General features: G+C 62.7%; 12 protein-coding genes. 10 read left to right on the top strand and 2 right to left on the bottom strand.

Annotated elements, in window-relative coordinates; all coding sequences use genetic code 11:
- The first annotated feature begins 76 nt into the window (after window positions 1–76).
- The gene (locus tag EN808_RS07425; protein WP_135915461.1) at window positions 77–3457 is read left to right on the top strand and encodes a DUF3971 domain-containing protein; all 3381 of its coding nucleotides are present in this window, start codon (window positions 77–79) and stop codon (window positions 3455–3457) included.
- 6 nt (window positions 3458–3463) lie between these two features.
- Here the strand turns inward: EN808_RS07425 and tyrS are convergent, their stop codons facing one another.
- The gene (gene tyrS / locus EN808_RS07430; RefSeq protein ID WP_135864129.1) at window positions 3464–4717 is read right to left on the bottom strand and encodes a tyrosine--tRNA ligase; all 1254 of its coding nucleotides are present in this window, start codon (window positions 4715–4717) and stop codon (window positions 3464–3466) included.
- A 285-nt stretch (window positions 4718–5002) separates the two neighbouring features.
- Here tyrS and EN808_RS07435 point away from each other — a divergent pair, with 285 nt between their 5' ends.
- Window positions 5003–6646, top strand: a complete 1644-nt coding sequence (locus EN808_RS07435; protein WP_135915614.1) for a glycosyltransferase family 39 protein — start codon at window positions 5003–5005, stop codon at window positions 6644–6646.
- Between the two features lie 25 nt (window positions 6647–6671).
- The gene (locus EN808_RS07440; RefSeq protein ID WP_135915462.1) at window positions 6672–7493 is read left to right on the top strand and encodes a phosphatase PAP2 family protein; all 822 of its coding nucleotides are present in this window, start codon (window positions 6672–6674) and stop codon (window positions 7491–7493) included.
- A gap of 97 nt (window positions 7494–7590) precedes the next feature.
- Here the strand turns inward: EN808_RS07440 and EN808_RS07445 are convergent, their stop codons facing one another.
- Window positions 7591–8265: an alpha/beta hydrolase gene (locus EN808_RS07445; protein ID WP_027028091.1), complete on the bottom strand. Its 675-nt coding sequence runs from the start codon at window positions 8263–8265 to the stop codon at window positions 7591–7593.
- 255 nt (window positions 8266–8520) lie between these two features.
- Between EN808_RS07445 and EN808_RS07450 the strand changes: the two genes are divergently transcribed.
- The 7 genes from EN808_RS07450 (at window position 8521) to sufA (ending at window position 15627) form a co-directional block, all read left to right on the top strand.
- Window positions 8521–9681, top strand: a complete 1161-nt coding sequence (locus EN808_RS07450) for a cysteine desulfurase family protein (RefSeq protein WP_135915463.1) — start codon at window positions 8521–8523, stop codon at window positions 9679–9681.
- A 210-nt stretch (window positions 9682–9891) separates the two neighbouring features.
- Window positions 9892–11409 carry a Fe-S cluster assembly protein SufB gene (sufB, locus tag EN808_RS07455; RefSeq protein WP_127279010.1) on the top strand — a complete coding sequence of 506 codons (1518 nt, stop codon included), beginning with the start codon at window positions 9892–9894 and terminating at the stop codon, window positions 11407–11409.
- Between the two features lie 30 nt (window positions 11410–11439).
- Complete coding sequence (gene sufC, locus EN808_RS07460) at window positions 11440–12195, top strand: Fe-S cluster assembly ATPase SufC (protein WP_127279011.1); 756 nt, start codon at window positions 11440–11442, stop codon at window positions 12193–12195.
- A gap of 39 nt (window positions 12196–12234) precedes the next feature.
- On the top strand, window positions 12235–13503 hold the full coding sequence (gene sufD / locus EN808_RS07465) for a Fe-S cluster assembly protein SufD (protein ID WP_135915464.1): 1269 nt from the start codon (window positions 12235–12237) through the stop codon (window positions 13501–13503).
- 5 nt (window positions 13504–13508) lie between these two features.
- On the top strand, window positions 13509–14753 hold the full coding sequence (locus EN808_RS07470; RefSeq protein WP_135915465.1) for a cysteine desulfurase: 1245 nt from the start codon (window positions 13509–13511) through the stop codon (window positions 14751–14753).
- 5 nt (window positions 14754–14758) lie between these two features.
- Window positions 14759–15145 carry an SUF system Fe-S cluster assembly protein gene (locus EN808_RS07475; protein WP_135915466.1) on the top strand — a complete coding sequence of 129 codons (387 nt, stop codon included), beginning with the start codon at window positions 14759–14761 and terminating at the stop codon, window positions 15143–15145.
- A gap of 101 nt (window positions 15146–15246) precedes the next feature.
- Window positions 15247–15627 (top strand): Fe-S cluster assembly scaffold SufA, encoded by a 381-nt coding sequence (gene sufA, locus EN808_RS07480; RefSeq protein ID WP_013895897.1) that lies wholly within the window; start codon window positions 15247–15249, stop codon window positions 15625–15627.
- Window positions 15628–15664: the final 37 nt, after the last annotated feature.

The following is a 15664-nucleotide window of genomic DNA, read 5'->3' on the forward strand; positions in this document are numbered from 1 at the left end:
GTTACGCGCGAAGCCACACCGATATAGTGTCGAGCGGGGATTCGTCCACGAGCGAATTCGTACAACGGAAGATTGCGTGGATCAGGAGCAACCGCAGCACGAGAAGATCAGGTTCAGGCGGGACGAGATCACCGACCTGGGGGCTTTGCCGTCCGCGTGCCGCGTCCCGCCTCTCGGTCAGGCTGCCATCGGCCGCGGCGTTCGCATCCTTTCACGCCTGTTTGCCGGCCTGGTCGCGTTCATGCTGCTGGTCGCGGTGGCCGTCTATCTCATCGGCCTTTCCGGCATCGGCTCGGACCGGCTGCGCGTCGAGGCGGAGAGCGCCATAGAGAGGCTGGCGGGCGTTGACGTCAATGTCGCGGTCGGGCCCGCGCGCATTACGCTCGACAGTTCGAGCTTCGTCGCCCTCCAGGTGAGCGATGTAAGCCTGAAGACATCAGACGGCAAGCCGATGGCGGATGCCGGTCGTGTGCGCTTTGGCGTGCGTCTGGTGCCGCTGCTATGGGGTGAGGTGCGGCTGACCAGTGCCAGGATCTCGGATGCCCGTGTCGTCATGGCGGCGATGCCGTCCGGCGGCGACTGGACCGCGGCGCTGCGCAACCAGGACGGCCTCGTCGATCCGGAGAAACTGTCGGACGCGGTGTTCGGCAATATCCATCGCGCGCTCGATGCCGTGCGGGAAGATTCGATGCGCCGGATCGATCTCAGCAATGTCGAGTTCGTGCTGCCCGACGCCGCATCGATCAAGCTGGTCAAGATCGCCGACGCCACCGTGGTTCAGTCGGGGCCGGGGGGCATGAAGTTCACCGCCGAGGCGGATGTCGACGGCAGGACAGTCACGGTTGCCGCCGCCGCCATCCGCGATGTCGCGGCGCACCGGGTAACAAGCCTGGATGCCAGCATCAATCTGGCGGATGCCGGCGCCACCGCTGCCGGCTCCGGGAAGCTTGGTGCCGTCGCGTTGAAGCTGACGGGATCGGAAGGCTCAGGCGCCACCGCATCACGCCTGGCCGCCGCCCTTTCATCCACCGGCTCGGTGCTCGATCTTGGCGCGCGCGGGCTGCTGCCGGCGGATGCCGATGTCAATGCGACGCTTGTCTACGGCTCCAACAAGATCCAGGTGGACAGGTTGCTGCTGAAAACCGGCCGGTCTTCATTCGATTTCGGCGGCTCGATCGGGCCAAAACCAGCAACCGGGGTAGCGGGTGAGGAACCCTCGTACCGTTACGATCTGACCAGCGACGGTTCGACCTTGGCACCGTCGGAATCGCCTGAACCCGCATTGATCTTCCTGGCGCGGATTGCTGGCGTCTACCAGCCGCAAAGCCGTAAACTGGTGGCCGAGCAGATCGCGGTTCGGTCCTCTGGTTCCGGCGAGGTGCTTGGTACCTCAACGGTGGAATTCGTTGACGGCAAGGCTCCCGGGATCAATCTGGCGCTCAGCGTCCATGACATGCCGGTCTCGCACGTCAAACAGCTTTGGCCATGGTTTTCGGCGCGTAATGCGCGGCTCTGGGTGCTGAACAATTTGTTCGGCGGCCGCGTGGTCGACGCCAATCTCCAATTCCAGGTGGTGCCGGACCGCCTCGGCAATGGGGTACCGCTTTCCGCCGACGAGGTCTTCGGCCGCTTCCAGATCGAGGGGGCGCGCTTCGACACGGCCGGGCGCATTCCGCCGATCCGCGACGCGGTGGGCGTCGTCGGATTCCACGGCAACGACGTCGACATTTCATTGTCCTCGGGCACCGTCTTCATGCCCAGTGGCCGCGTGGTTGCGGCCAGCAACGGGACATTGACCGTCAAGGCGGCCAACCGCCCGCCGGTCATCGGCGCTCTCGATATCGACGTTGCCGGCGATGCGTCCGCTGTCGCCGAACTTGCATCCTATGAACCGATCAATGCCATGCGCCATGTCGGCCTTCTGCCGGAGGATCTTTCCGGCAGCGTTACGGGCCACGTCAAGGCGGACATTCCGCTGCAGTCGGGCGTCGATACCGCGAAGCTCGATTGGCTGGTGTCGCTCGACTATACCGGCCTGTCCTTGGCCAAGCCGTTCGAGGGACAGGCCGTAACCAATGCCGATGGCTCGATCACCGTCGACCCGCAAAAGGCTGTCATTTCGGCCAAGGCATCGCTGAATGGCATTCCGGCCGAACTCGACCTCGTCGAGCCGCTGGCGGATGACGGGCCGGCGCGCAGCCGCAAGGTAGCCCTGGTGCTCGACGACAAGATCCGCGCCGCCGCCATGCCCGGCCTGACGCCGCTGCTTGGCGGAACGGTGAAGGTCGCGATCGACAAGAGCGGCAACGGCAACCAGAACGTCTCGGCCGACCTGACCAACGCCAGGCTGGACATTCCCTGGGCCGGCTGGAGCAAGGGGGCGGGGGTTCCCGCCAGCGCCACATTCGTCATGACCAAGTCCGGCGACACCACGACGCTGTCCGACTTCGAGCTCGACGGCAAGACGTTCTCCGTCGACGGCAGTATCGTGTTGGTCAACGGCGCCTTGTCTTCGGCCAAGTTCAGCAAGGTCACCTTGAACAGGGGCGACGACGTGGCTGTTTCGGTCAAGCGATCGGGCAAGGGCTACGCGGTCGACATCAATGGCAGTGCGCTCGACGCTCGTTCGCTCATCAAGCAGTTCACGTCCGATGTGGACACCGCAACGAAGACGACGGGAACAGACAACATTTCCGTCAGCGCCGATGTCAATCAGCTGACCGGTTTCCACGATGAGCAACTGTCCAACCTGAAGCTCGACTACAGTGCGGCCGGTTCAAGGGTGAACGGACTGAAGGTGAGCGCGACGGCGAGTTCCGGCGCCGCCATCGCCATCAGCAACACCACCGCCGACGACAGACGCTCGCTCAACGTGCAGTCGGCGGACGCCGGCGCCATCCTGCGGTTCCTCAACATTTATGAGCACATGGAAGGCGGCGCGATCACATTGGCCCTGTCGGGAGCCAGCGATGGACCGATGAAGGGCAAGGTCGACACCAGCAACTTCTTCGTCGTCAACGAACCCAAACTCGCCTCCATCGTCTCGACCACGCCGGCCGGCGATAGCCGCAGCCTCAACCAGGCGGTGAAGGGCAAGCTCGACACGTCGCGAGTGAAGTTCGAACGGGGTTACGCCGAGATCGACAAGGGTAGCGGCTACCTGAAGCTGACCAATGGCGTGCTGCGTGGCCCGCGCATCGGCACGACGTTCCAGGGCATCCTCTACGACCAGAACAACAATATGGACATGACCGGCACCTTCATGCCGGTCTACGGCCTCAACCGTATTTTCGGCGAACTGCCCATCGTCGGCGCGCTTCTGGGCAATGGCCGCGACCGCGGCCTGATCGGCGTCACCTACCGGCTCAGGGGCAATGCCAACAAGCCGGTGCTCGACGTCAATCCGCTGTCGGTGATCGCGCCGGGCATATTCAGGTCGATCTTCGAGTACCGGTGAGGGTCCTCAGGCCGGCCGCACCAGGATGTGCTTTTTCCTGCCCAATGAAAGCTTTACGACATTTTCCGGACTCAGATCCTGAAGCGTGACCAGTCGACGGTCGTCGCTTACCGGCTGGTCGTTCAGGCGCACGGCGCCACCCTGGACGTGCCGCCTTGCCTCGCCATTGGACGATGCCAGCCCCGCGCTGACCAATAGCGACAGGATGCCGACGCCGGATTCGAGCGCGGCCCTGTCCGTCTCGACGGTCGGCAACGTGTCGGCGAGAGCGCCTTCCTCGAAGGTCTTGCGCGCCGTCTCGCTGGCCTGTTCGGCGGCCGCGCGGCCGTGCAGATGGGCGGTGATCTCCGTTGCGAGGATCTTCTTCGCCTCGTTGATCTCGGAGCCGCCCAGCCGCTCGAGCCGTGCGATCTCGTCCAGCGGCAGCGTGGTGTAGAGCTTCAGGAAACGGCCAACGTCGGCATCCTCGGTGTTGCGCCAGTACTGCCAGAATTCGTAGGGGCTCAACATCTCTGGATCGAGCCAGACCGCGCCCGAGGCGGACTTGCCCATCTTGGCGCCGGACGAGGTGGTGAGCAGCGGCGTGGTCAGTGCGTATAGTTGCGCATCCTCCATGCGGCGGCCGAGATCGATGCCGTTGATGATGTTGCCCCATTGGTCGGAGCCGCCCATCTGCAGACGGCAGCCAAGGCGCTTGTAGAGTTCGACGAAATCATAGGCCTGCAGGATCATGTAGTTGAATTCAAGGAACGACAGCGATTGCTCGCGGTCGAGCCGCAACTTGACGGAATCGAAAGCGAGCATCCGGTTGACCGAAAAATGCCGACCGACATCACGCAGGAAATTGACGTAGTTGATCTCCATCAGCCAGTCGGCATTGTTGACCATGACCGCGTCGTTCGGACCGCTGCCGAATTTGAGGTAGGGCATGAAGTTGCGGCGGATACCGGCCAGGTTGTCGTCGATGTCCTGGGGCGTCAAAAGTTTGCGCGCCTCGTCCTTGAAGGACGGGTCGCCGATCATCGAGGTGCCGCCACCCATCAGCGCGATCGGCCGGTGTCCGGTCTGCTGCAGCCAGTGCAGCATCATGATCTGGATCAGCGAGCCGGCATGCAGGCTCTTGGCCGTGGCGTCGAAGCCGATATAGGCCGTCACGGTTTCCTTGGCGAAGATAGCGTCTAGGCCGGCATCATCCGAGGTCTGGTGGATGAAGCCGCGCTCGCTCATCGTGCGCAGGAAATCGGATTTGAAGGCAGGCATGTTTTCTTCCCGAAAGCGTACGCCCGGTCCGTCGCGGGCATATGTGAACGCGCGCGTTTAGCACTCAAGTGGCATCAGCAAAAGTGGAATCCGGTTTTGCGCCGGATCGCGCGCCAACCAAGAGTTCGCGATCAGCAAAGGCGGAACCTGGTCTTGCTGCCCGCGGATGGCAATTGCGAATCCTTGCCTCATTCATGCCGCTGGCGTAATGAGGCGCCGCGCAAGGGCAGCGCCCGCACGCCGCGACGGGGTCGTCCCGCAGATCAGATCCGGAAAGCTCCCGCGATGAACAGAAACTACCTCTTCCTCTTTCTGTTCAGCTTGCTAATGAGTTTCAGCGGCTTGGCGAGCCTTCCGCCGATCGACCGCGACGAATCCCGTTTTGTCCAGGCGACCAAGCAGATGGTCGAAACTGGCGATTATATCGACATTCGCTTCCAGGATGTCTCACGCTACAAGAAGCCCATCGGCATCTACTGGCTACAATCGGCAGCTGTCGCATTGAGCGGCGAGGGCGCGGCCGCGCCGATCTGGGTGTACCGCCTTGTCTCGATGCTCGGAATCGCGCTCGCTGTTCTGGGCATCGCCTGGACGGGCACAAAAATGTTCGGCGCCAATGCCGGCCTTGCCGCCGGCCTGATGATGGCGGCGATTTTCGCGACCGCCTTCGAGGGACGCGACGCCAAAACCGACGCCATGCTTCTGGCCTGCTGCGTGGCCGCGCAGGGCGCGCTGGCGCAGGTCTATCTGGCGGCGCGCCGCAACGAGCCGGTGGCGGGCCATCTGCCGTGGATATTCTGGTTCGCGCAAGGCGTGGGGATCCTCATCAAGGGGCCCGTGGCTCCGCTCCTGTCGCTGCTGACGGCGGCGGCCCTGATTGCTTTCGAACGCGATTGGCGCTGGCTTTTGAAGCTGAAATTCGTGCGCGGCGTGGCGCTGGTATTGCTCATCGTGCTGCCCTGGGTCGCTTTTATCGGCTGGAAGAGCGGTGGCGCCTTTTTCCAGGAAGCCGTTGGCAAGGATATGCTGAACAAGGTCGCTTCGGGCGAGGAATCGCACGGCCTGCCACCGGGTTTCTACATGTTGACCTATTCGCTGTTCATGTGGCCGTTCGGCCTGATCGCGGTCGGCGCCGGGCTGCAGGCCCTCAATCGGGTGCGCGACGATTTCAGGCTGCGCTTTTGCCTGGCATGGTACATTCCGTTCTGGCTCGTGTTCGAACTCATCCCGACCAAGCTGCCGCACTACGTCCTGCCGGCCTATCCCGGCATGGCGCTGCTGATCGGCTGGCTGTTGACCCTGCAGCCGCAGGACGCCAATGCGCCGCTCAAGCGCTGGCAGCAGTGGCTGTGGTGGTCGACCGCATTCGGTCTGGTGGTGGTCAGCCTCGGCTTGGCGGCGGTCTGCATCGGGGCACCGATCTACCTTACGCACAGCTTCTCGTGGTGGAGCATCCCGGCGGCAGCGTCAGCGCTTTGCGCCGGCTACCTCGCCTTCTCACGGCAGTTGCAGGTGCCGCTGCCCCGCATCGGCGCAACCGCCGCCTGTGCGGGCATCACCTATGCCTTGCTGTTCGGTGTCATCGCCCCGTCCCTGAAGCCGATCTGGCTGAGCCCGGCGATCAAGGAAGCCGTGCGCGCCAACAAACCTTGCGACACGACCGTGCTGGCCTCGGCGCGCTATCAGGAGCCTAGCCTGGTATTCCTGGTCGGCACGAAGACCGTGCTGACCGATGTCGGTGGCGTGGCGGAGCATCTGCTCGCCGATCCTGCTTGCTCCTTGGGCCTGGTGCCGATCGGTGACGAACAGAAATTGAATGGCATGCTGTCCGTGCAAGGCAAGTCGGCCAACCGCGTCGCCGAAGTCGACGGCCTCAACTACTCATCGGGAGACAAACTGTCGCTCGGTCTTTATCGTGTGAGCCAATGACTTCGATGATGGCGTCGTGTTCCCAATGCTCGTGAAATCGCGCCCACCCGTTTCCAGCTCGCTCCTCGGGATAGGACGCCGATCCCTCGGCAATTTTCGCGACACCCTTCAGCTCGCAAGACGGCGCCTTGCCGTTCGCCCCGCTCGCTATCCCAACATCTCATGGTGGCCGTGGGGCCTGGTCTGGGTCTTTCTGACGGCAGCAGCCTTTGTTCGTCTCGATACCCCGGCAGGGGTGGCGCATGGTCAATGGTCCCCCGATGTAGCCAGGCTTGCCGAGTTCTTCACGCAGTTCGGGCTGGGCGGCTGGTATCTCATTCCGTCCGCGCTCCTGCTTGTCGCGGCCAACCTGACGGATTGGCGAAGCCTTTCACGGCGCGCGCTGATGCTGGTCTACAGTTGGACCTGTCTGGCTTTCCTGGTGCTGAGCGCCGTTGGCCTGTCCGGCCTCACCGTCAATGTCCTGAAATATGCCATTGGCAGGGCCCGCCCGCTCTACTTCCAGGATTTTGGCGTCCTTGCGCTGCACCCTTTTGCCTTCGATGCGCGCTTTGCCGGCTTTCCCTCCGGCCATGCCACGACGATGGGCGCCGTGTTCGGTATCCTGCTGCTTCTGTTTCCGCGGCGTTGGTACATCGCTTTGGTGGTCACGGCCTGCATCGCCTCGACCAGGGTCTTCGTCGGCGCGCACTATCCGAGCGACACCGTTGCCGGCTTCGGCCTCGGCTGCGCCTTCGCGCTGGCGTGCGGACTGGTCTTTGCCAGGCTCGGCTTCATCTTCCGGCCGGCACCTTCAGGATTGCCGGTCCGCAAGGCATCGTTCCGGCTGGTCGCCCCGGAAAAATAGGTCGGTGCCGGATAAACCACGCCGCGGCAGCCTTACGTCGAGGAGGCGGGCATTGCCCGCCCGCCCTTAGCCCGGCGAATACGGATCGCCCGATGTCTTATCTCAGCCGCTTCGGTCGCGGATCGGACAATTCACCGGCCAGCCGGCGATCGAGATAGTCGGCGCATTCCTCGATCAGCACATCGGCGTCGTTGGCGAAGAAATGGTTGGCGCCGGGCAGGGTCTTCTGCGTGATGGTGATGCCCTTTTGCGTGTGCAGCTTGTCAACCAGGCCTTGCACGTCCTTCGGCGGCGCCACCTTGTCGGCATCGCCATGGATGATCAGGCCCGAGGACGGGCAGGGCGCCAGGAACGAGAAATCATAGGTGTTGGGCTGCGGCGCGATCGAGATGAAGCCTTCGATCTCGGGCCGGCGCATCAGGAGCTGCATGCCGATCCAGGATCCGAACGAGTAGCCGGCCACCCAGCAGCTCTTGGAATCCGGATGCAGCGACTGCACCCAGTCCAACGCCGCCGCTGCGTCCGACAACTCGCCGGTGCCATGGTCGAATTCGCCCTGGCTGCGGCCGATGCCGCGGAAATTGAAGCGCAGCGTGGTGAAGTCACGCTTCTGGAACATGTAGAAGAGGTCATAGACGATCTTGTTGTTCATCGTGCCGCCGAACTGCGGATGCGGATGCAACACGATGGCAATCGGCGCGCTCTTTTCCTTCGAGGGCTGGTAGCGTCCCTCCAGACGGCCGGCAGGACCGGTGAAAATGACCTCAGGCATGAAATACTCCACGTGACATATACAAGTGCGCGGCGCCCGGAACACTCTTCCTCTGGCTCCGCTTCCACAGACCTTGACGCAGGGCGAGCGTCTTCCTAGAAGCTAGTTTAGAATTGTTCAAAACTGGGTGGCCGAAACGCAATCGCCCGATCGCCTCGCCGCAAGCCGCGTAAATAGGACGGCTTGCCTTGGAATTTCAAGGAAATAACGCCATGCGTCGGCGGAATGGCTTCTGACGGGAAGAACTGGACGAAAATGGCCGCGATACGCGCCTATCTCGACTATAATGCCAGTGCGCCGCTGCTTTCTGCGGCGCGCGAGGCCATGGTCGCGGCGTTTGATGCGGCCAATCCCTCGTCGGTCCATGCCGAAGGGCGCGCCGCGCGCAGGCTGATCGACAATGCCAGGCGCGACGTGGCGGCGCTGGTCAACGGCAAGGCCGAACATGTCGTCTTCACTTCGGGCGCGACCGAGGCCGCATCGACGCTTCTGACGCCGGACTGGCAGATGGGGCGCGGCGCCATTCGCATGAGCCGGCTCTACGTGTGCGAGGCCGACCATCCGTGCCTGCTGAATGGCGGACGCTTCCCGGCAGACCTGGTGACGCGGATCGGTGTCGGCGCCGATGGCATCGTCAATCTCGACGCCTTGATGGCGGCGTTGGCCGGTCACGACAAGGCCGATGGCTTGCCCTTGGTCGCGATCCACGCCGCCAACAACGAAACTGGCGTTATCCAGCCGATCGATCGCATCGCGGAGATCGTCAGGGCGGCGGGCGGCATTCTTGTCGTCGACGCGGTCCAGGCCGCGGGCCGCGTTTCCATCGATATGTCGGGTGGATATGCCGACTATGTGATTCTGTCCTCGCACAAGCTCGGCGGCCCCAAGGGCGCTGGCGCCTTCGTTGCCGCTGCCGACCTGATGATGCCGAGGCCGCTGATCAATGGTGGCGGCCAGGAAAAGAGCCACCGTGGCGGCACCGAAAACCTGCCTGGCATCGTCGGTTTTGGCGCCGCTGCGCGGGAAACCCTGGCCGGGCTGAACACCATCGGTGCCGTGCGTCAGCGTCGCGACGAGGTTGAAACCATCATCAAGACCCTGGTGCCGGACGTCGAAATCTTCGGAGCCGGTGCACCAAGGCTTGCCAACACGACATTCTTCGCTATTCCCGGGGTCAAAGCCGAAACCGCCCAGATCGCCTTCGATCTGGCGGGCGTGGCGCTTTCCGCCGGCTCCGCCTGCTCGTCGGGCAAGGTCGGACCGAGCCATGTGCTCAAGGCCATGGGGCACGGTGACAGCCTTGGCGCCCTGCGCGTATCGGTCGGTGCAGAGACCGGCGCCGAGGACATCGAACTGTTCCGCGCCGCGCTGGCAGGCATCGCCGCGCGGATGGCGGGCAGAGAGAAGGCCGCGTAGCGGTTGGAGCATCGGAATCCGATGCTTGAGAAAAACGGATTTGGGCTTCGGCCTTGTAGAGCCGTGCGTTTCATATTGGCCGGGTGAATTTCCGGTCGAGGCGCACTATATGGAACTTACGCTGCCGCGGACGCTGCTCGGGCGTTCATTTGGTGGTGCCATAGTTTGAAAACTGTCGGGCCTTGACCCCGGCGTGGATGGAGAACGCATATGCCTGCTGTGCAGGACACGATCGATCGGGTCCGAAAGATCGACGTCGACCAATACAAATACGGATTCCAGACCGAGATCGCCGTCGACAAGGCTCCCAAGGGCCTGAGCGAAGACATCATCCGTTTCATTTCGGCCAAGAAGGACGAACCGTCCTGGATGCTGGAATGGCGCCTCGAAGCCTATCGCCGCTGGCTGACGCTGGAAGAGCCGACCTGGGCGCGCGTCGACTATCCCAAGATCGATTTCCAGGACATCTACTATTACGCGGCGCCCAAAAGCACGCCAGGACCGACTTCGCTCAGCGACGTCGATCCCGAGATATTGAAGGTTTACGAGAAACTCGGCATTCCGTTGAAGGAGCAGGAAATCCTCGCCGGCGTGCAGAAGACCGACGCCTCGGACCTCGAGGAAGTCAGCGACAACGTCTACAAATCAGGCCGCGTCGCCGTCGACGCCGTGTTCGATTCCGTCTCCGTCGTCACCACCTTCAAGAAGGAACTGGCGCAGGCCGGCGTCATCTTCTGCTCGATCTCGGAAGCGATCCGCGAACATCCGGAGCTGGTGCAGAAATATCTCGGTTCGGTCGTGCCGACCTCCGACAATTTCTACGCCACGCTGAATTCGGCCGTCTTCACCGACGGCTCGTTCGTCTTCGTGCCCAAGGGCGTGCGCTGCCCGATGGAGCTGTCGACCTATTTCCGCATGAACGAGAAGAACACCGGCCAGTTCGAGCGCACGCTGATCATCGCCGAGGAGGGGGCTTACGTTTCCTATCTCGAGGGCTGCACGGCGCCGCAGCGCGACGAGAACCAGCTTCACGCCGCAGTGGTCGAACTGGTCGCGCTCGACGATGCCGAGATCAAATATTCGACGGTGCAGAACTGGTACCCCGGCGATGCCGAAGGCAAGGGCGGCATCTACAACTTCGTCACCAAGCGCGGCGACTGCCGTGGCGACCGTTCGAAGATTTCGTGGACGCAGGTCGAGACCGGCTCGGCGATCACCTGGAAATACCCGAGCTGCATCCTGCGCGGTGACGATTCCTCGGGCGAGTTCTATTCGATCGCCGTCTCGAACGGCTACCAGCAGGTCGATAGCGGTACCAAGATGATCCATCTCGGCAAGAACACGTCGAGCCGCATCATCTCCAAGGGCATCGCCGCCGGCTTCTCGCAGAACACCTATCGCGGCCAGGTCTCGGCGCACCGCAAGGCGACCAACGCCCGCAACTTCACCAACTGCGACTCGCTGCTGATCGGCGACCAGTGCGGCGCGCACACCGTGCCCTACATGGAAGCCAAGAACTCGACCGCGCAGTTCGAGCACGAAGCGACGACCTCGAAGATCTCCGAGGACCAGAAGTTCTACGTCATGCAACGCGGCATCCCAGAGGAAGAGGCGATCGCACTGATCGTCAACGGCTTCGTCAAGGACGTCATCCAGCAGCTGCCGATGGAATTCGCGGTCGAAGCGCAGAAGCTGATCGGCATCTCGCTGGAAGGCTCGGTGGGCTGACCGGCCCAGACAAATATTCAGGAAACGAAAATGCTTGAGATCAAGAACCTGCATGCCCGCATCGTCGATGACGGCACCGAAATCATCCGTGGCTTGAACCTGACGGTGAAAGCCGGCGAGGTTGCCGCCATCATGGGGCCGAACGGCTCGGGCAAATCGACCCTGTCCTATATCCTCGCCGGCCGCGAGGACTATGAGGTGACCGAGGGCGACATCCTCTACAACGGCCAGTCGATCCTCGAAATGGATCCGGCCGAGCGCGCCACGTCAGGCATCTTCCTCGCCTTCCAGTATCCGATGGAGATACCGGGCGTCGCCACCATGGAATTCCTGAAAGTAGCGATGAACGAGCAGCGCAAGGCGCGTGGCGAGGAACCGCTGAAAATCCCGGAATTCCTGAAGCGCGTGAAGGAAGCCGCCGCATCGCTCAGCATGGACATGGCGATGCTGAAGCGGCCGCTCAACGTCGGTTTCTCCGGCGGCGAGAAGAAGCGCGCCGAAATCCTGCAGATGAAGCTCCTGGAGCCGAAACTCTGCGTGCTCGACGAGACCGATTCCGGCCTCGACATCGACGCGCTGAAGATTGTCTCGGATGGCGTCAACGCGCTGCGTTCGCCGGACCGGGCTTTCCTGGTCATCACCCATTACCAGCGCCTGCTCGAACACATCGTGCCGGACAGCGTGCACGTGCTCTACAGGGGCCAGGTCATCAAGTCGGGCGACAAGTCGCTGGCGCTCGACCTCGAGGCCAATGGCTATGCCGGTGTGATCGGCGAAGCCGCTTGAGATGCCAAGTCATTTTGTTCCAAAAGACAGGCGAGACTGATGAATATGCACACACAACCGCAGCGGACACCGGCCGAGACAGCGTTGATCGACGCCTTCGGCGACCGGCTGTCGCTGCTGCCGGGCGACGGCGCGGTGATGCTGAAGCGCGACGACGCCATCGAAGCGATCAAGCACGGTCTGCCGACGCGTCGCATCGAGTCCTGGCACTACACCGATCTGCGCCGGCTTTTGAACGCGGTGCCCGACTTCGATCCGGCCGCCGCCGTGAAAGCCATCGCGCCAATCGTCGACGGTTCGACGGTTCTCGCTCTGTTGAACGGCGTGTCGAGCGCCAAGGCGCCGGTCGTCGAGGGTGTCAGCGTCCAGCGTCTGTCCGAAAAGCTGACCGACGGCAGCATCGCGCCGGGGCTCGACCCCTATGGCAGCGACGATGCCATTGGTGCGCTGAACACCGCTTTCGTCGCCGACGGCTTTTTCGTCGACATCGCCGATGGCGCCGAACTGGAAAGGCCGGTCGAGCTGCAGAACCTGCAGGCAGGTGGCCAGACCCATGTGCGCTTGCCGGTGCGTGTCGGCGCCGGCGCCAAGGCGGTCATCGTCGAGCGTCAGGCCGGCGAGGGCGCGGCGCTGGTGAGTTCGGTCAGCCAGTTGCTGCTGGGCGAGGGCGCCGAGGTGACCTGGCTGATCGTGCAGGAGCAGCCGGAAACGGCGACACACCTGGCGCAGTTCAAGGCCCATATCGGCAAGAATGCGAAACTGACGCTGTTCGTCATGAACGCCGGCGGCAGGCTGGTGCGCCAGGAGATCATGATCAAGACGACGGGCGAAGGCGCCGACTTCAAGCTGCGCGGCATCAATCTTCTGGCCGGCGACACCCACACCGATGTCACCATGGTGCTCGACCATGCCGTGCCGCATACGACATCGACGGAGGTCATTCGCAATGTGGTGACGGGCAAGGCGCGTGGCGTGTTCCAGGGCCGCATCAACGTTCACCAATATGCGCAGAAGACCAACGCCAAGATGGCCTGCAACACGCTGCTTTTGTCGGACGATGGCGAGTTCTCGACCAAGCCGGAGCTTGAAATCTTCGCCGACGACGTCATCTGCGGCCATGGCGCGACTGTCACGGAGATCGACCACGACCATTTGTTCTACCTGATGGCGCGCGGCGTCGACGAAAAGAGCGCGCGGGGGTTGCTCGTCAAAGCCTTCGTGGCGGAAGTGATCGAGGAGCTGGACGACGAAGCGATCGTCGAGGCGCTGGAAGCGCGGCTTGATGAGTGGTTTGTGACGCACGGGTGATCCTGATGAACACTCCAGGCAAGATCGGAGATTTCTACGACGTCGAGGCGATCCGCCATGATTTCCCGATCCTGTCGCGTGAAGTCTATGGCAAGCCGCTGGTCTATCTCGACAACGGCGCCTCGGCACAGAAGCCGCAGGTCGTGCTCGATGCGATCCAGCACGCCTATTCCCAGGAATACGCCAACGTTCATCGCGGCCTGCATTTCCTCTCCAATGCCGCCACCGACGCTTATGAGAAGGCGCGGGAAACGGTGCGCCGTTTCCTCAACGCGCCAAGCACCGACAACATCGTCTTTACCTCGAACACGACCTCGGCGATCAACACCGTTGCTTATGGTTATGGCATGCCCAATATCGGCGAGGGCGACGAGATCGTGCTGTCGATCATGGAGCATCATTCCAACATCGTTCCCTGGCATTTCATCCGCGAACGGCAGGGCGCCAAGCTGGTCTGGGTGCCGGTCGACGACCTCGGCGTCTTCCACATCGAGGAATTCGAAAAGCGCCTGACCGACAGGACGAAGCTGGTCGCCATCACGCAGATGTCGAATGCGCTTGGCACGGTGACGCCGATCAAGGAGATTGTCCGGATCGCGCATGCGCGCGGCATTCCCGTACTCGTCGACGGCAGCCAGAGCGCCGTGCACATGGCCGTGGACGTTCAGGATCTCGATTGCGATTTCTTCGTCTTCACCGGCCACAAGGTCTACGGCCCCTCGGGCATCGGCGTGCTCTATGGCAAGAAGGATAGTCTCGCCGGCATGCGGCCCTTCATGGGCGGCGGCGAGATGATCGAGGAGGTCACGGAAGACATCGTCACCTACAACGATCCGCCGCACCGCTTCGAGGCGGGCACGCCGCCGATCGTGCAGGCGATCGGGCTGGGTGCGGCGCTCGACTACATGGACTCTGTCGGCCGCGAGCGCATCGCGGCGCACGAAGAAGACCTCAAGATCTATGCCCACGAACGGCTGCGCGCCATCAATTCGCTGCGCATCTTCGGTGATGCGCCTGGCAAGGGCGCCATCATCTCCTTCGAGCTGCAAGGTATTCATGCCCATGACGTCTCGATGGTGATAGACAGGCAAGGCGTGGCTGTCCGCGCGGGCACCCATTGCGCGCAACCGCTGTTGAAACGCTTTGGCGTAACCTCCACATGCAGGGCATCGTTCGGCATGTATAATACCAGGGCCGAAGTCGACGCTTTGGCCGAGGCGCTTGAAAAAGCGCGCAAGTTTTTCGGGTGACGACGATGGATGATGTGAGCACCACCGCAGAGACCGTATCGGCCGGCAACAGCGTCGTTTCCGCCTCGGCCATCCCCGCGGACGAACTGGCGCGACTGACCGACGACATCGTCTCGGCGCTGAAGACGGTCTACGACCCGGAAATCCCGGCCGATATCTACGAGCTCGGCCTCGTCTACAAGATCGACATCGAGGACGACCGCTCGGTCAAGATCGACATGACGCTGACCGCGCCGGGCTGCCCGGTGGCCGGCGAAATGCCCGGCTGGGTGGAGAACGCGGTGGGCGCCGTCGAAGGCGTGTCCGGGGTCGAGGTCAACATGACTTTCGATCCGCCCTGGACGCCCGACCGCATGTCGGAAGAGGCGCAGGTCGCGGTGGGCTGGTACTAGCGCTGAGCCTGGTACACTTGCGCCAGTGGTAAAACTTCACCATTTTAGGTGAGGAATCATTCGGCAGGCCTTGAACCTGCATGGAATGGAGAAGGAAAAACATGGGACGCTTTGCCGTCATTACGATGACCGAAAAGGCCGCCGACCGGGTGCGCGAGATCGTCGCCACGCGCGAGAACGCGCATGGCATTCGACTCGGGATCAAGAAGGGCGGCTGCGCCGGCATGGAATACACGGTCGATCTGGTGACCGAGCCCAACACCAAGGACGACCACATCGAGCGCGACGGCGCCCATGTCTATGTCGCGCCCGAAGCAGCCCTGTTCCTGTTCGGCACCGAAATGGATTTCGAGCAGACAACGCTGCGCACCGGCTTCACCTTCCACAATCCGAACCAGAGTTCGGCCTGCGGTTGCGGTGAATCCGTCGAACTGAAGCCGGCCGATCTCAAGGCGCTGGCCGAGGCACGCGCCTCGGCCTGACCTCCCTTCGCCCCGCTACGGGAGAAGGTGGCTCGAA

It is taken from the genome of Mesorhizobium sp. M8A.F.Ca.ET.165.01.1.1 (genome assembly GCF_004792065.1).
In the GTDB taxonomy this organism is placed as follows: domain Bacteria; phylum Pseudomonadota; class Alphaproteobacteria; order Rhizobiales; family Rhizobiaceae; genus Mesorhizobium.